Origin of the sequence: Clostridioides sp. GD02404 (assembly GCF_045898275.1) — a bacterium.
In the GTDB taxonomy this organism is placed as follows: domain Bacteria; phylum Bacillota; class Clostridia; order Peptostreptococcales; family Peptostreptococcaceae; genus Clostridioides; species Clostridioides difficile_A.
On sequence record NZ_JBJOCA010000003.1, the window covers coordinates 1 to 22,451 of the forward strand.

Here is a 22,451-nt window from a genome sequence, read left to right on the forward strand (position 1 = left end):
TTCACGAGTGTGCGTAGCTATTTTTTAATCAAAGAATCCTGATTCAGAAAATATATTCCAGTGCCAAGAGCCTACTCCAAATCCTGAAAGCAATATGGCTCCTTCATTTAGCGATTTATTAGTATCAAGAATCTGACTCATATTAGGAATTAGTTTTTTTCCAAGTCCATGACAGTGTTGACACATACCCTCAATATCATTGAAAGAAAACATATTGGCATTACCTATATACTCACTACCAAACCTTGAATATAAAGTTCTTAAAAATGAATTTACATCTGTGATAGTCCCTAGAGTTGACCTTGAATTGCCACCAAGTCTACTTTGGTCTATGATAATTGGCGTTGATAGATTTTCTATACAATCAGCTTTAACTTCTCCATATCTAGGTAAAAAGCTTCTTATAAAAGTACTAAACCTTTCATTTAATTGACGTTGGGATTCTTTTGCAATTGTCTCAAACACGATAGATGATTTTCCAGAACCTGATACACCTGTAAATATGGTTATTTTTCTTTTAGGTATTGTTAAAGATACATTTTTTAAATTATTCTCTTTACATCCTTTTAAAATTATAAATTCATTATTCATAACTTTCCTCCTGCATTGTTTTTATCTCGATTTTTTCTGAGTAAATAATAGTAGTGATTATGTGTAAGTAAAATACTATTTTATTAGTTTTTTTCTTATTTTTTATAAACACAGGTCAAATTATAGCATGTAGGTTTTATATGGTAGTATAATGTAGGGTTTGATTTTTATGAAAAATATAAAAAAGTATCAATAATCTTAAAAAAATTACCACATCTTCAGAAATTTGTCTATCTTTTAAAATTTGATTTAAACTATAAAATATTGCACTTAGAAAAATTGTAAATTAGTTAGATTGTAAGTTATTTAATAAAAAATATTCCTAGTTATAATGTTATCTTTATAACTAGGAATATTTTTTACTTATCGATACTAATTGTTCTACTACAAATATTTGCAACAATATCATCATGAGTTACAATTACAATTGTTTTGCCTTTATCATTTAATAACTTTAATGTTGACAATATTTTTTCTCTTGATTTAGAGTCTAATGAGCCAGTAGGTTCATCTGCTAGTATAAGTTCACTAGGTTTTAGAATAATCCTTGCTAAAGCAATTCTTTGTTGCTCTCCCCCAGATAAAGAATATATTTTTTTATTTAATGAAATTTCTAAGTCCAGGTCTTTTAAAACTTTTAACTTTAGCAATTCCTTATCTTTTTTGTTCATTTTAGAGTAATATAATGCTACATCTAGATTTTTACTAATAGTATCATTCTCAATAAGAGCAAAATTTTGAAATAGATATGATATTTTATTTCTTAATAATACCTCCTTGTCTCTTCTTGACAAATTAGTAACATCTTTTCCAAATAGCTCAATTTTTCCACTATCAACTTTATCTAATAATCCAATTATGTTCAAAATAGTACTCTTGCCAGCACCACTTTTACCAGTTATAGCAAGCATTTCACCTTTATTGACTTCTAAGCTTATATTATTAAAAACATTCTTATCTTTATAAAATTTTGTTATATTTGTAAGTTTACATATATTATTCATAAAGCTTATTCTCCTTTTAATATATTTATCTTATTCTTGCTTTCTAATATGGAAATAGATAAAAATGTAAATAAAAGTTCGATAATAAAAAATACTATATATATTAACATTACATTGAACTTTATTGATCTTGATAATAAGTATTCTATAGCTAGTTGAATAATCCATGTTGATGCTAATATTAGCAAAATATTTCCATGCATTTTTAAAAACCCAGCACCATGAATACTTTTTACAATTATCTTTTTCTTAAGTATTTGAAATATTATCAAAGAATTTTGAAATATAATTATAGTAAATACTATAATTATTACTATAATCTGAATAAGTATATTTTTAATATTATATTTCAAAGTGTGTATATAATTTAATATTAATTCATTACTGTTTACCAATGTAGTATAGTTATCACTTAGACTCCATTTATTGAGATATGGTAATAATGATTTATATGTTTTTTCTGCATCATTATCTTCTAATTTTATTTTAAGTGGATCTGTATTTCCTCCACCCCAAATACCATACTTCTCACTAGGATAAGAATTTTTTTCTGTCATTACTTCTATAATTTCATTCTTTAATATATTATTATTCTGCTTTTTCACATCTGGATTAAATGAAAAAATATCTTGGTTATTTTTAGTCCAAATAAGTTCAATTTTTGGGGAAAGAATATTGTCATATTTTTTACCTGTAAAATTTTCTATTTCAAAATCATATATAGATTTTCTGCTATCTGTTATATATTTGATAATTTTATCTTTTTTGTATTTATATTTTTCAGGTACTAATACAATCCAATTAGTATCATTCTCACTAACATTTATCTTTTTATTGTTGACATTGTAAATTGGAAATTTTTCTAGATAATTTGGATTAACTACTAAAGTAAAATATCCATCAAAATCCACATCTTTTTCTCTATCATCTTCATAAAGATTAGATTTTATATATATAGATCCCTTTTTGTTTAACAAATTATAAAGTTTTTCTGTTGCATTAATTTCTGTTTCTGATTTCTCTAATGTATCATCTCCAACTAAAACTGGATACATTGCACCATAATCTTTTACCTTATTCCAATCTTTTAGATTTTCTAGTTTATAATTTAAAGTATTTATATTACTTATCAAAGAGATACAATTTGTAGCCAATATAAAAACTACTACTATTTTAAAAGTGTAATTGAACATTGCTATAATAATATCAGAGTTTTTATTTTTCAGATTCATGTTGATATTACACCTACTCATATACATATAAAAAATAAATGATATTATACTGAAAAGTATAAAGTAAAGTATTTGTCTAAATAATACAATAGATATAAAATCTTTAGGAAGATCAAGAAACAGAGATGCTAATACTGAAAATAATATAAATAAAATATAGGATCCAGTAATGTATTTTTGAAATAAATCATTCCAAATAGATTTATTTTTTATTCCATGAAGCTTATATATTGATATTTGTTTAGAGTTATTAAATATTATAAAAATAATTAATAAAGTACTAATGATTGCTGATATAAAAACACATAATTGAAATAAGAAATTTTCTTCTTTGTTCTGAATTTCATCAGTTTGTCTTGCTATTAAATCCATTTGTTTTAAGTTAGTATTTAAGCTTTTATTTATTTCAGTAGATAAATCAAATAAAAAATCAGACATACTTATTCCATCACTAAGTTCAACTGAATATGTACCTGCAACAGGAAAATTCTCATATAGTTTATTAAAATCATATATTGATATTTTATCATTATTTCCAAAGTCTTTTATCAATCCAATTTGATTTTTAGATTTTGTATTCTCTGTACTATAAAATTTATTACCTTCTAAATCACTTCCTCTAGAAAAATTATCAATATCTATAGAATTAAAAAAGCTAGTTGATTTATTATTTATTAATATATACTTTACATATTCAAACTCTCCGTTTTTATTTGCTTTAGTACATGTTCTGTATATATTTACATTCATATTATTTGATACTTTTTTTATTATTTTATACATGTCTTTCCCTGAGGATAATACACCATCATTAGGTATACTAAAAGGACTAGCTATAGTTGATTCTAAATTATTTAACTCATTTGCTTTTTCTGAATCATATTGGCTAAAATTAACAGCATATAAAAACACAGAAAATATAAAAAGAAACAATACTAAAATTTTCTTCATAATATCACCTTTCTTTACACAATAGATATTGTTTCATTTACATAAAAAGAGGCATTTAATTAGCCTCTTTTTATGTAAATGATTTATATTTACTAACGATTACTCCAGTATGCTTTTGCTTTTTCGTATACTTTTCCTACTGCTCTTGCATGTGATGTTAATTTAGCTGGGACTTCATCATAATCCTTTGCACTCCCAACACGTGCAGTTGATGAATGCCTTTTGCTTTTTTGATAAAAATCAGATTTGCACTCTTTCAGATATGACCCTGTTCCGTTATTGCGTATAGTTGTAGATGAATATTCCCATACACCTCCACCTACATTTTCCTTTCCGCTTGAGTCTCTAGTTTGATTATCAGCAAATACATGAACACCACCTTCAGTTTCATTGCTATCAGCGAATACAACTCCAGTTATCCCCAAACATATTACTGCTGTACAAGTTAAAGACATTAGTCTTTTCATCATTTGAAAATCCCCCTTTATTTATTTTTTCATATATATAACGAACAACTATGCCTTTTCTGGACATTTTACTAAAAAGTAAAAGAAAATATATTCAACATATTAAACAAAAAAATATACATTTGATTATATTAATAATTAGAATAAGTATTTATTAATATAATCAAATGTAACCTACTACTTCCAAGAAATTAATCTTCACTTAACACAGATGTAAGTTCAGGGTCATTTAAAAGATGTTCAAAATAGCTATGCGCTGAAATATATCCTATACCATACATTTTGCGTTTTGAATTTACAACCTTATATTCATAACATGCACTCTTGACTTTATTATAGTCGTTAAAATCCACAGCCTTATAAATAGCTCTTTCATTTCTTGGTATATACTTCACATATTTTGGCTTGATAAAATATAAATCATCTTGTATCTTACGCTCACGTTTAAGCTTCTTTAAAACTTCTCCATTTTTTCTATGCATTATATGGTCATCATACTTGTAATGATGAGCTATATGAGTTACATTACCTTTAAATTTATGCTCAAAATCTAATATAGTCTTCTTCATTAACTCATAATGTGTTCCTTCTTTTTTATCTATATCTGCAAGTATAATCACATTTTTAGGTTTTACCCCAAGTTCTTCCAACGCAGATTTAAATTCATTGTTTCTAAGCTCCTCTTTTTGCTTTCTAGTTAAGTTTCTAAACTTAGTATTAGCCTTAAAAACGTTAACCCCAGAACCATCTGATACTAGTACAACATATACATTATTTACACCACACTGTTTTATAGCATCTACAATTGCACTTCCACCCCATAAGACTTCATCATCTTGATGTTGAGGATAAAATACTGCTGCTGACTTAAACTTCCTGCTATTACTCTTAGGAATAGGCATCTCAAGCTTTCCATCAAAATTCCTTGCAATTAAAAATATCATTAATAATATTAATATACTTATGCCTATGTGCTTTGTTTTATTTTCCATATTTAAAATTTTCTCCTTCTTATCAATTCAAATATCTGATAAACCCTTGTGGCAAATAGGTTGAAATACACAAATCATTTTACAATATTTTATAGTTTCATACAATCTTTGACACGAACTATAATAAAATAAAAAAGCCTTCTAACCGCAATATTGCAAATATCACAGCTAGAAAGCTTCCCAATTCTTAAAATTTATTAAGCTTATTTGTAATCTAAATATGTCTATTTTGTATAAATTATACTTTAATTACTATATCTATACGACTATTTTCATAGTCTACATTTCTTTTAAAACTTCAAGTAACTCTTCTTCACTATACATATACTTCTTATTACAGAATTGACAACCAACTTCTGCTTTTTTATCTTCTTCTATTATTTCAGCTAATGATTTTTTACCAATTGCAACTAAAGCAGTTTTCACTCTTTCCTTTGAACATTCACACATAAATCCAACTTCACAAGTATCAAGTATTTTAGGCTCCAAACCATCTAAAACAATATTTAATATATCTTCTGGAGTTTTCCCTTCTTTTAATAGATTAGTTACTGAAGGTAATTTTGCTACATTTTCCTCTAATTTAGCAATCGTCTCTTCTTCTGCATCTGGCATTAATTGGACTATAAATCCTCCAGCAAACTCAACTTCTTCTTCTTTTGTAAGTACACCTAAAGCTACTACTGATGGAGTTTGTTCTGATACTGCAAAGTAATAAGTAAAGTCTTCTGCAATTTCTCCACTTACTAATGGATAAGTACCATTATATGGCTCTCTAAGACCTAAGTCTTTAATAACTTTTACAACACCTTCTGTACCTACTGCTGCTGCTACATTTAACTTACCATTTGGATAGTCTTCCACTTCTACTTGTGGATTTCCTACATATCCTTTTACCATACCTTTAGAATCTGCTGTTGCAATAATAGTTCCAATTGGACCTCCACCCTTTATTATTACAGTCAATTTATCACTATCATTTTTCATCATTAATCCCATTATAGATGTTGCAGTTAATGTTCTTCCAAGTGCTGCTGTTGCTACTTTTGTAGTTTCATGTAATCTTCTAGCTTCTTCCACTGTGTTTTTAGTAGTTGCAACAAATGCTCTGATTTGACCATTTCCTGATGTTGCTCTTAATACATAATCTCTCATTCATATTCCTCCATATTTCGTTAATTATCTAATTTCACTATATTACTATTTTAATTTCAATCTATAAATACTTACCTATTTTAACCTTAGATAATGGTTCTTCTATATTATATTTACGCTCAATTTATAAAGCTTTATAATTATGAAAAAGTAACTGTTCATAAAACATCACTTTGTTTTAATATATAAACTTGTATTTGTTGTATTTTTATATAACATTTATATTCTATATACAAAATTTTTTTACATACAAAAATATCTTATTTTTTACATACAAAAAATATCCTTTGACTTTCTTCATTAGGTTCATTAAATGTAAAATCTCCATAAGATTTTATATATTTAAATCCAGATTCTTTAAGCATATCAACTATTTCATCTTCAGTGTACGCCCTTTGTTGATGTACTTCTTCAAATCTTTCAAACTTTCCATCTTCATCTTTAATAAAAAATGTCAGTTCCATTTCAATTAGATTTTCTTCATCATCAAAGTAATTTTGCCACATATAGGCTATATCATCTCTATTTTCACCATACATATTGTTTCCTAATATGTTGGCTAATTTATAAAACGAACTTATATCAAATATAAATATTCCATCTTTTTTTAATAATTCATATGTCTTTGAAAATACATTTTCCAAATCATCATCATAGGTTATATAGTTGAATCCATCACAAGCACAAAGCACACAATCTAAATCAGATATTTCAAAATCTAGTTCTGATATATCTTGTTGAAGTAAAACTAATTCTACGCCTTCTTTTTCTGCTTTTTCTCTTGCTACACTAAGCATCTCATCAGATATATCGATACCAGCTATATCATAATCTTTTTTAGTTAATGGAATTGTAAGATTACCTGTACCACATGCCAATTCCAATATATTTTTTACTTTTACACCTTCATCAGCTATTATATCTTCTATATATTTAACCCAGCCTTCATAATCAACTTCATTCATAAGTTCATCGTATACAAACGCAAAATCGCTATATTGACTCATCCTTTTTATTCTGCCCCTCCACAATCTTTTTCAGCCTCTTTTTGCGTGATGTAAGCATACCTCCAATTCTTCCAGCTTCCTTAGCTGTAAGCCCTGCCCATCCACGTTCTCCAACTTTATCCATAAGACCTAGTTCTGAGGCTATCTCATATTTCATTATATCATCATTTGTCAATATTTTAGTATTCTTACCATTAGTTATTTTCTTTTCTCTTTGCATATTTTCTTTCAAAAAAATCACCCCTTCATATTTGTATTTTTGTCAATTAAAAGAAATTTATACAAATATGTAAGGGGTATTTATCAATTCACATCTTTTTAGATTTAAGTATCTCTACTTTTTAATTTTTATAAATTATTTCTTAATCTATAGCTCCTTTATATTTTAATAATTTTGCATAGACATTCAGTGCGTTTACACATATCTTTTCATCAAAATTAAAGTTTATATTATGAAGACCATTTACAAATCCTTTTTCCTCATTTCTTGAACCTAACATAAAAAATAAACCTGGAACTTCTTTTTGATAATAAGAAAAATCTTCTGATATCATAAGTGGCTCTAACTCCACAACACTATCATTTCCAACAGCTGTTACAAATTCTTGATATAAGTCCTTGTCATTTTTAACAGCAATATAATCGTCTATGATGTTTATATTAACCTTACAGTTATAAGCTAGTTCAAATCCTCTAGCAAGTTCTCTAACTCTAAGCTTCATCTTCTCATATACTTCTGGGCTGAAGCATCTCATTGTACCTTCCATCTTTATATTTTCAGCTATTATGTTTCTTCTAGCTCCACCTTCAATTCTACCAATAGTCAATACTGCATTATCTATTGGGCTTATATTTCTTGATACTATAGTTTGAAGTGAACTTACAAAGTTTGAAGCTATAACTATCCCATCAATTCCATTTTGTGGCATAGCACCGTGTCCACTTTTAGACACTATTTCTATATCAATGTCTCCTATTTGAGCCATAAAGTATCCTTCTCTTGTACCAACATATCCTTCTGGCAACTCTGGATATATATGAAGTCCATATATTTCATCAACATTATATTTTCTAAGTACACCTTCATTTATTAAAGCTTTTGCTCCCCCTGGACCTTCTTCTGCTGGTTGGAATATGAATACTATATTATCATTCAGTTGTTCTTTGTTATCATTCAGATATTCAATTAATCCAAGTAATATAGTGGCATGTCCATCATGACCACATAAATGCTTTACACCTTCCTCACTATGAAGCCCATCTATATCTGCTCTAAAAGCTATATCTTTTTTAGGTTTTTTGCCTTCTATTATTCCTACTATACCTGTTTCTAAGTAAACTTCATACTTAATCCCCAATTTATCAAGATAATCTCTTATGTATTTTGAAGTCTTATATTCTTTTCTTCCAATCTCTGCAATTGGATTTAATGCCTTTCTATGTTTATAAAGTTGCTCTTGTAAATATGATGCCTCTCTCATGTAATCTCCTCCAAATTTTAATTTATTATAAAAATATTTCTATATCTCTCATAATTAAAACATTATATAACAAACTATACTAATTAAAAGTAAAAAATTAAATTTAATATAAAAATATTTTGCATTATTAAATAATTCACCATTAATAATAATTCCCCTGTTTCATAAATCAAAACAGGGGAATTATTAGTTAAAAATTTTATTTTTTAGCAAGAGAAGAAATGTTTAGCAAGTCCACCCTTAGCAGTTTCTTTATATTTATCCATCATGTCTATACCAGTTTCTTTCATTGTTTCAACAACTTGGTCCAAGGAGACAGAATGTGAGCCATCAGTTAATAATGCATAATTAGCTGCATCATAAGCTCTTTGAGCTGCCATAGCATTTCTTTCTATACATGGAATTTGAACGTATCCATATACAGGGTCACAAGTCATTCCTAGATGATGTTCAAGTGCTATTTCCGCTGCATATTCAATATGGTCTATAGTACCACCTTTTAAGTATGCTACTGCCGCTGCTGCCATAGAACAAGCTGCACCAACCTCACCTTGACACCCTACCTCTGCTCCAGATATTGATGCGTTAGTCTTTATTATATTACCTATTATCCCAGCCACAAGTAGTGCTTCAATTATTTTTTGGTCATCATACTTATAGAAATCTTGCATTGCAAAGAATATTCCTGGGATTACACCAGCAGAACCACAAGTTGGTGCTGTAACTATGATATTACCAGAAGCATTTTGCTCAGAAGCTGCTAGTGCATATGCATATACAAGTGTTGAGAAGTTTTTATCTTTTTGGTATGCATTATAAAACGTACTTGCTCTTCTTTTTAATAATAATTTACCTGGTATTATTTCATCTGTGCTTAATCCATCATCAATAGATTTTCTCATAGCATCTTTTATAGTTTTTATATAATCTTTTATGTCTTCTGGTTCACATTCCAACACAAAATCTACTAAAGTCTTATTATTTTCCTTACACCATTTTACTATCTCATCCATAGTATCTAGATGATATATACTGTTGCTTTTGCTATTTCTTTGACCTTCTTCTGCTATAGTTCCTCCACCTACAGAATATACAGTCCATTCAGCTGTTACATTTCCTTCTTTATCTAAAGCTTCAAACTTCATTCCATTTGGATGAAAATCTTTTATAATATCTTCTTCCCAAACGATTTCAACTTTTTTTGGCGATATCGTTTTTTCAATTATATAGTCAGTTAAGTGACCTTTTCCTGTAGCTGCCAAACTACCATATAATATTGCTCTAAAACTTTCTGCATCTGGATTTTCATTTTTAAATCTTTCTGCTGCTCTTTGTGGTCCCATAGTATGAGAACTTGAAGGCCCACTTCCTATTTTAAAAAGTTCCTTTAAAGTATCCATATTATTCCTCCTAAATTTACGGTATTATTGCTTATTATTAGATTTTACGCACATATTTATTATAACCTAAATATATTAATTATTAGTTATTAAATTCGCATAAAATTTATTTTTTATTTCCATTTTGGTATATTTTATTAAATTAATATGCATATTTTGAGAATAAAACATTTATTTCAAATTTTTCTAATATTAATATAATATAAATATCTTATTTAAACAGTTAAGATATTAACTATACCTATTAAAATTAATTAATTTGTACTATAATTATTATTGTACTTAAAAAATTAAATTTAGATAAAAAAGGAGATTTGATTATATGTTATTTAAAGGTTCTGCTGTTGCTTTAGTTACCCCATTCACAGAGGATAATAATGTCAACTTCGAAAAATTAGGTGAATTAATCGAATACCACATTGAGAATGATACAGATGCACTAGTTGTTTGTGGAACAACAGGTGAGGCAACTACTATGAGTGAATCTGAAATTTTTGCTGTAATAAAATATACAGTTGAAAAAGTTAACAAAAGAATACCTGTCATTGCAGGTACTGGTTCAAACAATACTATGTTGTCTGTTCATATGAGTCAAGAAGCTGAAAAATTAGGAGTTGATGGACTTTTAATAATAACTCCTTACTATAATAAGACTAATGAAAAAGGTCTTAAACTTCACTTTGAAACAATAGCAAATAGCGTTAAGTTACCAATTATTTTATACAATGTACCTGGAAGAACTAAAGTAAATATAAAGCCATCTGTTGTGGCTGAACTTGCTAAAATAGATAATATAGTTGCTGTAAAGGAAGCAAGTGGAGATTTAGCTCAAGTTGCAGAAATAGCTAAATTAGTACCTGAAGACTTTGCTATATACTCCGGTAATGATGACACTATATTACCACTATTATCATTAGGTGGAAGTGGTGTTATCTCTGTGCTTGCTAACATCTGCCCTAAGGAGACACATGACTTAGTAACTAAATTCTTTAAAGGTGATATTGAAGGCTCAAAAAAATTACAACTTGATATGGATGCTTTAATTGCTGCCTTATTTATAGAAGTAAATCCAGTGCCAGTTAAAACTGCCATGAATATTTTAGGTTTTAATGTTGGAGATTTGAGACTTCCTCTAGCTGAAATGGAAGAAACTAATCTTAATGTATTAAAACAAGAATTGACAAATTTTGGATTTAAATTTTAGCAATATTTATATAAATAAGTTGATTTTTTCTTAAATATGTATTATTATTAGAATAATCAAATTTTAATATCCTATTAACCTAGGGTAGAGGTAGCTGTAACTAAGAGTATCCAATAGTAGCTGGCAGGCGTTAATGATTGGAAAAAGGATTTACAGCCGAAGAAAATATTTCTTGCAATTATATTTTCTGGGATTACACATAACATGTGTAATACTGTCACTTATATTATAAGTGATGAGCTACAGGGTTTACTTTGAGTGATAAATTAGACGTACAAAGTATACCTTTGTACGTTTTTTGTATATAATTAAAGTTGTTAATATAATATTAAAGTTTTTGGATATAAAAAAATATTAACATATCTTACTTGTATAACTAAAATCAAATAAAATAATGTTTTAATAATTTAAAATTGGGGTGAATTTATATGAAAAAAGTAAACGTAGCGATAGTTGGTGCTACTGGAATGGTAGGTAGAACATTTTTAAAAGTATTAGAAGAAAGAAATTTTCCAATAGAAAATCTATTTTTATTCTCTTCTTCTAAATCAGCTGGTTCTAAAGTAATATTTTGTGGTAAAGAATATATAGTAGAAGAATTAAAGGAAACTTCATTTACTGATAGAGGTATACAAATAGCACTATTCTCTGCTGGAGGAAGTATTAGTGAAAAGTATGCTCCAATAGCAGCATCAAATGGAATCTTAGTAGTGGATAATTCTAGTCACTGGAGAATGGACCCAGATGTTCCTTTAGTAGTTCCTGAAGTAAATCCTGAAGCAATAAAAGAACACAAGGGCATAATAGCTAATCCTAACTGCTCTACTATACAAGCTATGGTTCCTCTTAAGCCACTTGATGATAAGTACAAAATTAAGAGAGTAGTATACTCTACTTACCAAGCTGTATCTGGTTCTGGTGTTAAAGGTGTTGAAGATTTAGAGAAAGGAATGAATGGTAATCCTACTGGATTCTACCCTCACCAAATATCTTACAATTGTCTTCCTCATATAGATTCATTTACTGAAAATGGATATACTAAGGAAGAAATGAAAATGGTAAATGAAACTATGAAAATACTTAATAATTACGACTTAAAAATAACTGCAACTACTGTAAGAGTTCCAGTGAGAAATGGTCATAGTGAATCTATAAACGTTGAATTTAATAATCCATTTGAATTAGAAGACTTGGTAAAAACACTTGAAGAAGCTCCAGGGGTTGTAGTAGTTGATAATCCTGCTAATAATGAATATCCAACTGCTGTAGAATTTGACAATAGAGATGAAGTATTTGTTGGAAGAATAAGAAGAGACTTCAGTGTTGACAATGGTGTAAATCTTTGGGTTGTAGCTGACAATATCAGAAAAGGTGCTGCAACTAATGCAATTCAAATAGCTGAAATGGCTTTATCATACGATTTAGTATAATATACAAACTTGTATAAATATATAATTTTGTAAAATATTAATAATAATACAAAAACAAGCATTAGAAGTAACTGTAATATAAAACACAAAAATAAAAAAGAGGGGATTGATTTTATATGATATTTAAAGGTTCTGCTGTTGCTCTAGTTACACCATTTACAAAGGATAACAAAGTTGATTTTGACAAATTAGGTGAATTGGTTGAATACCAGATAGCTAATGGTACTGATGCTATAGTATCTTGTGGTACTACTGGTGAAGCTAATACTATGACTGATGAAGAACAACTTGCCACTATTAAGTATGTTGTAGAAAAAGTTAATAAAAGAGTTCCTGTTATAGCTGGAAGTGGTTCTAATGATACTATGCACTCAGTTAATCTAAGCCAAGAAGCTGAAAAATTAGGAGTAGATGCTCTATTAATCATAACTCCTTATTACAATAAAGCTAATAAAGCTGGACTTAAACGTCATTTTGAAACAATAGCTAACAGTGTCAAACTTCCAATTATACTTTACAATGTCCCTGGAAGAACTTGTGTAAATATAAGTCCTAGCCTTATAGTTGAACTTGCTAAAATAGATAATATCGTTGCTGTAAAAGAAGCTAGTGGAGACCTAGGACAGGTTGCAGAAATAGCTAGTTTAGTTCCAGATGATTTTGCTATCTACTCTGGTAATGATGATACTATACTTCCTTTATTATCTTTAGGAGGTCAAGGAGTTATATCAGTACTTGCTAATGTTTGCCCTCAAGAAACTCACGATTTAGTAGCCAAATTCTTTGAAGGCGATATAGAAGGTTCTAGAAAATTACAACTTGGTATGGATGCTCTAATAGCAGCTTTATTTATAGAAGTAAATCCTATACCAGTTAAGACTGCAATGAATTTACTAGGATTCAATGTTGGAGATTTAAGATTACCTCTAGCAGAAATGGACCCAGTAAATTTAGAAGTATTAAAGAAAGAATTAGTTAACTTTGGACTAAAAGTTAATGCATAGTAAAAATTGATGCATGGTAAAAAATAGGTTTGGTCAAAAGTTAGCCCTTAATCATAGGAGGAAATTATGTTAAAAGTTATAGCAACTGGTTATGATGGAAAAATGGGTAAGATTTTAGCCGATACTATAAGAGAAGATAGTGAATTAGAATTGGTTTGTGTTGCAGCTAGAGGTATGGATAGTTGTGAAGGTGACCTTAAAATCTACGAAGACATGAGCACTATAGTTGAAGAAGTTGATGTAGTTATAGATTTTTCTCATCACTCTAATTTAGATAATATCTTATCTTATGTTTTAAAGACTAAGACACCTTTAGTAATTGCTACTACTGGATATAATGATGAAGAAATGAACAAAATACATGAAGCGGCTAAAGTTATTCCTGTATTCCAATCATATAATATGTCTCTTGGTGTAAATGTATTAGTGAAATTAGTTAAAGATGCAGCTAAATTATTAGAAGGATTTGATATAGAAATAATAGAAAAACATCACAACAGAAAAGTAGATGCCCCAAGTGGCACAGCTGTTATGATTGCTAACGCTATAAAAGAGGTTTTACCAAATGTTGAAAATAATTATGGTAGATATGGTCGTAGCGCAAAAAGACAACCAAACGAAGTTGGTATCCATGCTATAAGAGGTGGAAATATTGTTGGTGAACATGATGCTCTATTTGCAGGAGATAATGAAGTCCTTACAATAAGCCATCAAGCCCAATCTCGTGGTATATTTGCAAGTGGTTCTATAGCTGCTGCTAAATACTTAGTTAAACAAAAACCAGGATTTTATAATATGGACAGCATGTTAGGATAATAACAATAATATAATGAGGACACACAGTTTAACTCAAATATATACAATAGATAAATTTATTTGATACTATGCTTATATAATAAAAAATCTGTAAAATAAATGTAAATAATGAAAAGTAAGTATATACTAAAATTGATAAATAAGTATATAATAAAAGAAATATAATGAAATACAAGGAGAATTAACAAATGGTAAATTTAAACGATGCTTATGAAATAGCAAGATATATAAAAGAAGTTAAAAAGAAAACACCTGTTAAGGTATATGTAAATACTAACTCTTTACATTTCCAATCAACTGATAAATTTAAAGTATTTGGATGCAATGGTTCTTATATATTTATAGGTGACTATGAAGATATAATGGAAGTATTAGATAAACATGGTAAAGATATAATAGATACTCATGTAGAATACGATAGAAGAAATTCTGCTATTCCTCTAAAAAATACTTTAAGTGAACATGCAAGAATCGAGCCAGGTGCAATAATAAGAGATATGGTTACTATAGAAAAAAATGCTGTTGTGATGATGGGAGCTGTTATAAATATAGGCGCTGTTATTGGTGAAGGTTCTATGGTAGATATGAATGCTGTTATTGGAGCTAGAGGTACTCTTGGTAAAAATGTTCATTTAGGTGCTGGTGCTGTTGTTGCTGGTGTTTTAGAGCCACCTTCTGCTACTCCTGTTATAGTTGAAGATGATGTTTTAATAGGAGCTAATGCAGTTATTCTTGAAGGTGTTAGAATCGGTAAAGGTGCTGTTGTTGCAGCTGGTGCTATTGTAACTACTGATGTAGAAGCTGGTGCTGTTGTTGCTGGTTCTCCTGCTAAAGTTATAAAAATGAAAGATGAAAAAACGGCTGACAAGACTAAACTTATGGATGACCTTAGAAATTTAGATTAATTAAATAAGTAATGTATAAGCAAAAGGGTGTCTCAACATGAATTTAATTCATTAGAGACACCCTCTTTTTAGGATATTTGAAATTATTTAAAATGTCTTAACTTTACCCTAGATTAATATATTGAACCACTATTTACTACTGGTTGTGCATCTTTATTACCACAAAGAACAACCAATAGATTACTTACCATAGCTGCTTTACGTTCTTCATCCAAAGTTACAACATTATTTTCACTTAAATTAGTTAGTGCCATTTCTACCATACTTACAGCCCCTTCAACAATCTTTTTACGTGCTGCTATTATAGCCTCTGCTTGTTGACGTTGTAACATTGCCGCTGCAATTTCTGGTGCATAAGAAAGGTGAGTAATTCTTACTTCACACACTTCAATTCCTGCAATATCAACTCTTGATTGTAATTCGTCTTTTAATTTATCAGCTATCTCTTGACTACTACCACGAAGAGATTTCTCATCTCCATCTTCAGATACATCGTATGGATAAAGTCTTGAAACATTACGAATAGTCGAATCACATTGAATAGATAAAAATGTATTATAATTATCCACATTAAATACTGCCTTTGTTGCATCTATAACCTTCCAAATTACAACAACTCCTATTATAATCGGGTTTCCTAATAAATCATTAACTTTCTGCTTTTCATTATTAAGAGTCATTGTTTTTAAAGATACTTTTTTCCCTTTTGGATTAGATGATATATCTACTTTTTCATCAGATGAAGATTTTGATATATTAATTCCTGATGATGTTGGATTTATTGCAGAACAAAATGGATTTACCCAATAGTATCCTTCTTTTTTTATAGTCCCATAATAGTTACCAAACAAAACAAGAACTATAGCTTCCTTAGGATTAATCATCTTTAGTCCAAAACATAGGATAAAATCTACCAGTATAAATACAAGCCCTGAAATTAACATAAGTGAACCTATCCCAGCAAAACCACTATCAAGTTTTATTATTCCAAAAACCATAATAGCTATTGAAACTACTAAAAATAAGATAATCATTATCAAAGCCATTACTCCATTAAATGTCTTTGCTTCTTTCTCTTGATAAGTCTTCTCTTCTTTTAACATATCTATCACTCCCATCTTAGTATATTAAGTTAAGATATTTCTAATTTAATAATATCACTTTTATTACCCTAAATGTTGAGTTTAAAGTTAATACTTTAAATTTTTATTTATCTTTACATATACACATCTTTAGAACTTTTAATATATTAATATTGATTTTTAAGCGAATTTCATGAAATATGAACTTAAATTTAATATATATTAAATTTAGGCACTCTTTTTTAAATATCCAGTAAACTATAACCCTAATATCACTAATATTATTTTATATAAATTGTATTAGTGATAAAATAAACTTATAGTAATACAACAAATTTTTATTAATTTAATAGGAGGAATTTATGTTGAAGGTTATAATTAGTGGTTATAATGGAACAATGGGAAGAGTACTAGCAGAATGTGTAAAAAAAGATAGTGAATTAGAACTAGTGTGTGGGGTAGCTAGGTCTGCTGATGAAAAAGGTTGCCATGGTGATACAAAACTTTATAAGACAATGACTGATGTTACTGAAAAAGCTGATGTCATAATAGATTTTTCACATCATGAAACTTTAGAACCAATATTATCATACGCGCTAAAAAATAATGTACCTGTAGTATTAGCCACTACTGGCTATGATGAGAGTGATTTAAACAGAATAGAAGAAGCATCAAAAAATATTCCTATATTATTATCATCAAATACATCTCTTGGAGTAAATATATTAATAAAATTGGTTAAAGATGCATCAAAAATGCTAAATGGTTTTGATATTGAAATTATAGAAAAACATCACAATAGAAAAGAAGATGCTCCTAGTGGAACTGCTACTATGATAGCAAATGCAATTAAAGAAGTGTTGCCTGAAAGTATAAATAAACATGGAAGATATGGTAGGGATTGCAAAAGAAAAGCAAACGAAATTGGAATACACTCTATAAGAGGAGGCAATATAATCAGTGACCATGATGTTATATTTGCAGGTGATAATGAAGTTCTTACATTAAGTCATCATTCTCAATCTGATGAGGTGTTTGCAAACGGTTCTATAGTTGCAGCTAAATTCTTAGTTGGTAAACAATCTGGACTTTATAAAATGTCAGACATATTAGGATAGTTTTTTATACATAATAAATCTCAATCTATTTAGATATTCAAGTATAAACATTTAAATAGATTGAGATTTTAATATATATTATTGTATTCTATATACTGAAACAAATCCAGCAGCAGAAGTACCTGATGTTGTTGAGTTAAAAGTAAAGCTTAAAGTAACAGCTGCTGCTCTGGCATCAACCAAGAAGTCCAGTCCTACACTTACATCCGATGCAGTAAGAGTATTTACTGCTTTTGCAATAAAGTTATTTTGAGCTGTTCCATTAAAGTTTGTAGTTATTGACATAAACCCTGCAAGTGAAAGTGTAGCACGTACACCAAAAGATACATTATATATTCCTCCAACTGCAAGATTTATAGTACTACTTGTTGGTAAAGTTATATTAGTTCCATTTATAAATGATGAGTTAAATGTAACTAATGAATTATTTGATAAGGTTGTAGAAGATACTACAAACTGTGCATTATTTGATGCTAATACCCCTGTTGCTCCTGTTGGACCTGTTGGGCCTGTTGCTCCATCTGCTCCTGTTGCTCCTGTATTTCCTGTTGCCCCTGTTGCTCCATTTGCTCCTGTTGGTCCTGTTGGACCTATTGCTCCTGCTGCTCCATTTGCTCCTGTTGCTCCTGTCGCTCCTGTTGGACCTACTGCTCCATTTGCTCCTGTTGGGCCTGTTGCTCCTGTTGGACCTGTTGGGCCATCTGCTCCTGTTGGACCTGTTGCTCCCACTATTCCTGTAGCTCCTGTTACTCCTGTTATTCCTGTTGCTCCTGTTGGACCTACTGCTCCATCTGCTCCTGTTGCTCCTGTTGCTCCTGTTGGACCTACCTCTCCATCTGCTCCTGTTGGGCCTGTTGCTCCTACTGCTCCTGTTGCTCCTGTCTCTCCTGTTACTCCTGTTGCTCCTGTTGGACCTGTTGATCCATCTATGCCTGTTGCTCCTGTTGCTCCTGTTGGGCCTGTTACTCCTGTTGCTCCATCTATACCTGTTGGACCTGTTGGACCTACTTCTCCGGTTGGACCTACTGCCCCATCGGGACCTGTTGCTCCTACTGCTCCCGTTGGACCTACTTCTCCATCTGCTCCTGTTGGACCTGTTGCTCCTATTGGTCCAGTAGAACCTGTTATTCCATTGACTCCTGTTGCCCCTGTATTTCCTGTTGGGCCTGTTGGACCTACTGCTCCATCTGGGCCTGTTGCTCCTGTTATTCCATTGGCCCCTGTTGCTCCTGTATTTCCTGTTGGACCTGTTATCCCATTGGCCCCTGTCGCTCCTGTTGCTCCTGCATTTCCTGTTGGACCTGTTATTCCATTGGCCCCTGTCGCTCCTGTTGCTCCTGTTATTCCATTGGCTCCTGTGGCTCCTGTATTTCCTGTTGGGCCTGTAGAACCTGTTATTCCATTGGCCCCTGTTGCTCCTTTGTTTCCTGTCGGACCTGTTATTCCATTGGCTCCTGTGGCCCCTGTGGCTCCTGTTGGACCTGTTATTCCATTGGCTCCTGTCGCTCCTGTCGCTCCTCTAGGACCTGTTTCTCCAGTTGCCCCATTGACCCCTGTCGCTCCTGTATTTCCTGTTGGACCTGTTATTCCATTGGCCCCTGTTGCTCCTGTATTTCCTGTTGGGCCTGTTATTCCATTGGCTCCTGTTGCCCCTGTGGCTCCTTTAGGACCTGTTGGACCAGTTGGACCAGCCGGGCCAGTTGGTCCTGTTGGGCCTACATCTTGATACAAACTTGGCCCTGAATTGTCATTGTAATCACTCATATAATAAATCCTCTCTCTTTTAGAATTAGAGTAATACTCTATAAGTATTGAGCATTACTCTATATAATTATATGAATCGACAATTTCTTATGTGAGAATATATTTATTTACTTATATCAATATCTATACTTTGATTATTAAATGACTCTATATTATTAACTTCTTTGCTCCAATCCTCTATTATTGGAGTAATACTTATTTTTTTAACATCTTTTTTGACTTCATACTCTAAAGAAGATTCAACATAATTACCTTTAGAATAATCTAGACTATATCCTCCTGCCCCACTAAGTAACTCTAAATTTTTTCCTCTTGCATCTTTAAGCTCAAATCCTAATATCTTTGGAAGTTTATCATCTTTAGCAAAATTATATTTATTAACTTTGAATCCATACATTACTTTAATCTTCGTTGGAGAAACCCTCACTTCTTTTAATACTAAATCTATATCAACGTTTTTATTTTTTAATCGTACATTCTTGTCTACATTATAAATTCTTGTATCTTTAGCTATATTTGAACCATTTATACTAGTATTAAATTCCCAATTTCCACTAAGATACCCATTTAAGTGCTCACCTTCTACTCCTCCCATGTTTCCTATTTCTATCTCTTTTGATGTCTTTATACTCTTGTTTAACTCATACTCAACTTTATTTATGCTTATACTTATATCATAATCTTTATTTAAATCTACATTTTTCAATAAATCAAAATTTTCTACATCACTTTTTCCATCTCCATCTTTATCCAAATTCTCAAGTTTGCATGTCATAACCATATTAGTAGTTCCATCTTTATTTTTTTCTGATGTAGAAGGACCTGATACTGAAACAAAGTTCATATCTCCAACTTTAATTTTAATATCATCAATTCCCAAGAATCCATTCTCTTTCTTTAAGCCCAAGGCATCTTTATCAAGCTTGCTATCATCAACACTTATATTTAAAAATAGCTCCCCTTCTCCAAGCATAATCTCATTTAATGTTATGCTTATTCCTTTATCTGTAACAACACTGTCTACAATGTTTTTATAAGGTTTGAGTTCTTCAGTATCTTTATTAAAGAAGTATTCTATTTGTTTTCCTATATGTTGCATGTATGCTAAGGTAGTTTCATTAGTAAATGCAGATGTACCTAAAATAACTACTGATAATCCTCCTACAAGAGCATATCTCTTAAAATTATTACTCTTATTATATTTAACCTTAGATTTCATTCTCTTTTTCATCTCCTCTTTTTCTTCACTACTCAATACAATGTCATCATATTCTTCTATATTTATATTTGTCTCATTAAATAAATCAAATTTATCTTTCATAAAAAATCTCCTTTTCTTCTATATTTTTTATATTCAAATATTTACTATTATCCATTTTATATTTAAGCTTTCTTCTTATTTAAATGAATTTTCATCTTTTTTCTGCCCCTTGAAAGTCTATTATGTAAATTCTCAACAGTAGTCTCATTTTGCATAGCTATGTCTTTTAGAGATATATCTTCTAAATAATACTTTCTAAAGAGCTCTGCATCTTTATCACTTAATGTACTTATAAGGTCATTTATTTCTTCTTCAATTTCTTTTTTGTCCAATTTTTTATCTATATAGGATATTTCTTTATCTTCCAATTCCAAGTGTGTATTATTGTTTGTGTACTTTTTCCTATAATTGATTGCTCTATATTTAGAGATAGAACCTATCCAATTTTTAAAGGAATTTTTTTCACTATCAAATTTTTCTATGTTATTCCATATTGATAAAAGTACATCATCTATACACTCTTCCTCATAAATCCTAGCATTAGCAAGAGTTCTTCTAACTATAGATGCTATAAAATTTCCATACTCATCAATAAGCATTTCCATCCCTTTTTCTTTTTTCTTTTTTATATTTTTGATTATCAGTTTATCCTCCAAGTTAATACCTCCTTTGTAAAAGCCTTTACAACTACTAATACAATTAAAAATCTCATTTCCTATCACTTATTTTAAATTTTTTTATTATATTTATAAAAATAAAACTAGTTAAGCCATATAAAATTAAACTAATCCTACTTTAAATTACCTTTCAAATGAAAAATGCCTCAACACGATTAATAAAAATCATATTGAGGCATCCACAAAATTATATAATTGCTTATCTATCTTCATCTGTAACATTGAATATATAAGGAACATTTCTATAGTAATCACCAAAATCAAATCCATACCCGACTACAAACTTATCTTCTATTTCAAATCCACAATAATCTGGCACTAAATCTACTTTTCTTCTACTTGGTTTGTCCAAAAGAACACAACATTTTAAACTAGCTGGGTTTTTAGCTTTTAAATGCTTTAATACAAAATCCATAGTTAATGCAGAGTCGGTAATATCATCTACAACTAATACATCATATCCTGCTATATCAGTAGTAACATCTGCAACTACTTTTACTTTACCAGTACTTTCTTCACTATTTCCATAACTAGATGTAGTCATAAAATTAACTCTAAGAGGTAAATTTATATTTCTAACTAAGTCCGCACAAAATATAAAGCTACCTTTTAATAGAGAAACTACCATAAGATTTTTATCTTTATAGTCTTTTTCTATAACTGCTCCTAATTCTTTTAATTTATCTTTAATTTTTTCTTCTGAATACAACACTTCCCATTTTTTTGCTTCTATATCCATAAAAAGACCTCCAATTGTAATAATCCTTCTTAATTTTATAAGAGATTGCTCACTTTTTCAATACTCTTATTCAATATTAGCCAATATTATTGAGTTTTTAGGTGCATTCAACAATTATTAACAATGTATCTTATATTTTAAGTAGTTCATATATTAATACTAAATTACATA

The 22,451-nt window shown here is 29.7% G+C and carries 21 protein-coding genes and 1 riboswitch; of the genes, 6 read left to right on the forward strand and 15 right to left on the reverse strand.

The features are described from left to right. Nucleotides 1-24: 24 nt before the first annotated feature. The 10 genes from Q3287_RS02800 to Q3287_RS02845 all read right to left on the reverse strand — a co-directional run bounded on the left by Q3287_RS02800 (nucleotide 25) and on the right by Q3287_RS02845 (nucleotide 10,280). On the reverse strand, nucleotides 25-591 hold the full coding sequence (locus Q3287_RS02800) for a hypothetical protein (RefSeq protein ID WP_054277618.1): 567 nt from the start codon (nucleotides 589-591) through the stop codon (nucleotides 25-27). Between the two features lie 359 nt (nucleotides 592-950). Next, nucleotides 951-1,595: a putative bacteriocin export ABC transporter gene (locus tag Q3287_RS02805; RefSeq protein WP_407963493.1), complete on the reverse strand. Its 645-nt coding sequence runs from the start codon at nucleotides 1,593-1,595 to the stop codon at nucleotides 951-953. 5 nt (nucleotides 1,596-1,600) lie between these two features. Further along, nucleotides 1,601-3,778, reverse strand: a complete 2,178-nt coding sequence (locus Q3287_RS02810; RefSeq protein ID WP_407963494.1) for a DUF1430 domain-containing protein — start codon at nucleotides 3,776-3,778, stop codon at nucleotides 1,601-1,603. Nucleotides 3,779-3,870: 92 nt separating this feature from the next. Continuing rightward, nucleotides 3,871-4,248, reverse strand: coding sequence for a lactococcin 972 family bacteriocin (locus Q3287_RS02815; protein ID WP_407963495.1), 378 nt, complete (start codon nucleotides 4,246-4,248; stop codon nucleotides 3,871-3,873). Nucleotides 4,249-4,436: 188 nt separating this feature from the next. Further along, nucleotides 4,437-5,237: a PIG-L family deacetylase gene (locus Q3287_RS02820; RefSeq protein WP_407963496.1), complete on the reverse strand. Its 801-nt coding sequence runs from the start codon at nucleotides 5,235-5,237 to the stop codon at nucleotides 4,437-4,439. Between the two features lie 279 nt (nucleotides 5,238-5,516). Next, entirely contained in the window at nucleotides 5,517-6,392 is an 876-nt protein-coding gene (hslO, locus tag Q3287_RS02825) for an Hsp33 family molecular chaperone HslO (RefSeq protein WP_407963497.1), read from the reverse strand. Between the two features lie 260 nt (nucleotides 6,393-6,652). Further along, nucleotides 6,653-7,399, reverse strand: a complete 747-nt coding sequence (locus tag Q3287_RS02830) for a class I SAM-dependent methyltransferase (protein ID WP_054271672.1) — start codon at nucleotides 7,397-7,399, stop codon at nucleotides 6,653-6,655. Then, the gene (locus Q3287_RS02835) at nucleotides 7,386-7,631 is read right to left on the reverse strand and encodes a small, acid-soluble spore protein, alpha/beta type (protein ID WP_021386217.1); all 246 of its coding nucleotides are present in this window, start codon (nucleotides 7,629-7,631) and stop codon (nucleotides 7,386-7,388) included. Before Q3287_RS02835 ends, Q3287_RS02830 begins: the two co-directional genes overlap by 14 nt. Before the next feature lie 130 nt (nucleotides 7,632-7,761). After that, nucleotides 7,762-8,880, reverse strand: a complete 1,119-nt coding sequence (locus Q3287_RS02840; protein WP_054271673.1) for an N-acetyldiaminopimelate deacetylase — start codon at nucleotides 8,878-8,880, stop codon at nucleotides 7,762-7,764. A 206-nt stretch (nucleotides 8,881-9,086) separates the two neighbouring features. Continuing rightward, the gene (locus tag Q3287_RS02845; RefSeq protein WP_054271674.1) at nucleotides 9,087-10,280 is read right to left on the reverse strand and encodes an L-serine ammonia-lyase; all 1,194 of its coding nucleotides are present in this window, start codon (nucleotides 10,278-10,280) and stop codon (nucleotides 9,087-9,089) included. Nucleotides 10,281-10,602: 322 nt separating this feature from the next. Here Q3287_RS02845 and dapA (Q3287_RS02850) point away from each other — a divergent pair, with 322 nt between their 5' ends. From dapA (Q3287_RS02850) to dapD, 5 genes are all read left to right on the forward strand, one after another. Beyond that, nucleotides 10,603-11,484 carry a 4-hydroxy-tetrahydrodipicolinate synthase gene (dapA, locus tag Q3287_RS02850; protein WP_054271675.1) on the forward strand — a complete coding sequence of 294 codons (882 nt, stop codon included), beginning with the start codon at nucleotides 10,603-10,605 and terminating at the stop codon, nucleotides 11,482-11,484. A gap of 77 nt (nucleotides 11,485-11,561) precedes the next feature. Continuing rightward, nucleotides 11,562-11,735, forward strand: a riboswitch (Lysine riboswitch). A gap of 177 nt (nucleotides 11,736-11,912) precedes the next feature. Then, nucleotides 11,913-12,914, forward strand: a complete 1,002-nt coding sequence (locus Q3287_RS02855; RefSeq protein WP_054271676.1) for an aspartate-semialdehyde dehydrogenase — start codon at nucleotides 11,913-11,915, stop codon at nucleotides 12,912-12,914. A 116-nt stretch (nucleotides 12,915-13,030) separates the two neighbouring features. Continuing rightward, nucleotides 13,031-13,918, forward strand: coding sequence for a 4-hydroxy-tetrahydrodipicolinate synthase (gene dapA / locus Q3287_RS02860; RefSeq protein WP_407963498.1), 888 nt, complete (start codon nucleotides 13,031-13,033; stop codon nucleotides 13,916-13,918). A 66-nt stretch (nucleotides 13,919-13,984) separates the two neighbouring features. Beyond that, entirely contained in the window at nucleotides 13,985-14,734 is a 750-nt protein-coding gene (gene dapB / locus Q3287_RS02865; RefSeq protein ID WP_054271677.1) for a 4-hydroxy-tetrahydrodipicolinate reductase, read from the forward strand. Nucleotides 14,735-14,922: 188 nt separating this feature from the next. Beyond that, nucleotides 14,923-15,639, forward strand: coding sequence for a 2,3,4,5-tetrahydropyridine-2,6-dicarboxylate N-acetyltransferase (gene dapD / locus Q3287_RS02870; RefSeq protein WP_021386275.1), 717 nt, complete (start codon nucleotides 14,923-14,925; stop codon nucleotides 15,637-15,639). Nucleotides 15,640-15,752: 113 nt separating this feature from the next. Here dapD and Q3287_RS02875 read toward each other — a convergent pair whose 3' ends face one another. After that, nucleotides 15,753-16,742 carry an SPFH domain-containing protein gene (locus Q3287_RS02875; RefSeq protein ID WP_407963499.1) on the reverse strand — a complete coding sequence of 330 codons (990 nt, stop codon included), beginning with the start codon at nucleotides 16,740-16,742 and terminating at the stop codon, nucleotides 15,753-15,755. 341 nt (nucleotides 16,743-17,083) lie between these two features. On the opposite strand from Q3287_RS02875, the gene dapB (Q3287_RS02880) reads away from it, so the two are divergent. Next, nucleotides 17,084-17,839, forward strand: a complete 756-nt coding sequence (gene dapB, locus Q3287_RS02880; RefSeq protein ID WP_054271679.1) for a 4-hydroxy-tetrahydrodipicolinate reductase — start codon at nucleotides 17,084-17,086, stop codon at nucleotides 17,837-17,839. 78 nt (nucleotides 17,840-17,917) lie between these two features. Here dapB (Q3287_RS02880) and Q3287_RS02885 read toward each other — a convergent pair whose 3' ends face one another. The 4 genes from Q3287_RS02885 to hpt all read right to left on the reverse strand — a co-directional run bounded on the left by Q3287_RS02885 (nucleotide 17,918) and on the right by hpt (nucleotide 22,280). Next, the gene (locus tag Q3287_RS02885; RefSeq protein ID WP_407963500.1) at nucleotides 17,918-19,603 is read right to left on the reverse strand and encodes an exosporium protein; all 1,686 of its coding nucleotides are present in this window, start codon (nucleotides 19,601-19,603) and stop codon (nucleotides 17,918-17,920) included. Between the two features lie 103 nt (nucleotides 19,604-19,706). Then, nucleotides 19,707-20,924, reverse strand: a complete 1,218-nt coding sequence (locus tag Q3287_RS02890; RefSeq protein ID WP_054277626.1) for a DUF4179 domain-containing protein — start codon at nucleotides 20,922-20,924, stop codon at nucleotides 19,707-19,709. A gap of 62 nt (nucleotides 20,925-20,986) precedes the next feature. Then, a complete protein-coding gene (locus Q3287_RS02895) occupies nucleotides 20,987-21,520 on the reverse strand; it encodes a sigma-70 family RNA polymerase sigma factor (protein WP_054277627.1) in 534 nt (177 codons plus the stop codon). Nucleotides 21,521-21,740: 220 nt separating this feature from the next. Continuing rightward, nucleotides 21,741-22,280, reverse strand: coding sequence for a hypoxanthine phosphoribosyltransferase (gene hpt / locus Q3287_RS02900; RefSeq protein WP_054271683.1), 540 nt, complete (start codon nucleotides 22,278-22,280; stop codon nucleotides 21,741-21,743). Nucleotides 22,281-22,451 lie beyond the last annotated feature (171 nt).

Bases quoted from the DNA above. Each gene is read 5' to 3' on its own strand.
- Q3287_RS02815 (WP_407963495.1), bottom strand. From the start codon at position 4,248: ATGATGAAAAGACTAATGTCTTTAACTTGTACAGCAGTAATATGTTTG.
- Q3287_RS02890 (WP_054277626.1), bottom strand. From the start codon at position 20,924: ATGAAAGATAAATTTGATTTATTTAATGAGACAAATATAAATATAGAA.
- Q3287_RS02875 (WP_407963499.1), bottom strand. From the start codon at position 16,742: ATGTTAAAAGAAGAGAAGACTTATCAAGAGAAAGAAGCAAAGACATTT.
- Q3287_RS02855 (WP_054271676.1), top strand. From the start codon at position 11,913: ATGAAAAAAGTAAACGTAGCGATAGTTGGTGCTACTGGAATGGTAGGT.
- hslO (WP_407963497.1), bottom strand. From the start codon at position 6,392: ATGAGAGATTATGTATTAAGAGCAACATCAGGAAATGGTCAAATCAGA.
- dapB (WP_054271679.1), top strand. From the start codon at position 17,084: ATGTTGAAGGTTATAATTAGTGGTTATAATGGAACAATGGGAAGAGTA.
- Q3287_RS02820 (WP_407963496.1), bottom strand. From the start codon at position 5,237: ATGGAAAATAAAACAAAGCACATAGGCATAAGTATATTAATATTATTA.
- Q3287_RS02845 (WP_054271674.1), bottom strand. From the start codon at position 10,280: ATGGATACTTTAAAGGAACTTTTTAAAATAGGAAGTGGGCCTTCAAGT.
- dapD (WP_021386275.1), top strand. From the start codon at position 14,923: ATGGTAAATTTAAACGATGCTTATGAAATAGCAAGATATATAAAAGAA.
- Q3287_RS02830 (WP_054271672.1), bottom strand. From the start codon at position 7,399: ATGAGTCAATATAGCGATTTTGCGTTTGTATACGATGAACTTATGAAT.
- Q3287_RS02840 (WP_054271673.1), bottom strand. From the start codon at position 8,880: ATGAGAGAGGCATCATATTTACAAGAGCAACTTTATAAACATAGAAAG.
- Q3287_RS02805 (WP_407963493.1), bottom strand. From the start codon at position 1,595: ATGAATAATATATGTAAACTTACAAATATAACAAAATTTTATAAAGAT.
- dapA (WP_407963498.1), top strand. From the start codon at position 13,031: ATGATATTTAAAGGTTCTGCTGTTGCTCTAGTTACACCATTTACAAAG.
- Q3287_RS02800 (WP_054277618.1), bottom strand. From the start codon at position 591: ATGAATAATGAATTTATAATTTTAAAAGGATGTAAAGAGAATAATTTA.
- hpt (WP_054271683.1), bottom strand. From the start codon at position 22,280: ATGGATATAGAAGCAAAAAAATGGGAAGTGTTGTATTCAGAAGAAAAA.
- dapB (WP_054271677.1), top strand. From the start codon at position 13,985: ATGTTAAAAGTTATAGCAACTGGTTATGATGGAAAAATGGGTAAGATT.
- Q3287_RS02885 (WP_407963500.1), bottom strand. From the start codon at position 19,603: ATGAGTGATTACAATGACAATTCAGGGCCAAGTTTGTATCAAGATGTA.
- Q3287_RS02810 (WP_407963494.1), bottom strand. From the start codon at position 3,778: ATGAAGAAAATTTTAGTATTGTTTCTTTTTATATTTTCTGTGTTTTTA.
- dapA (WP_054271675.1), top strand. From the start codon at position 10,603: ATGTTATTTAAAGGTTCTGCTGTTGCTTTAGTTACCCCATTCACAGAG.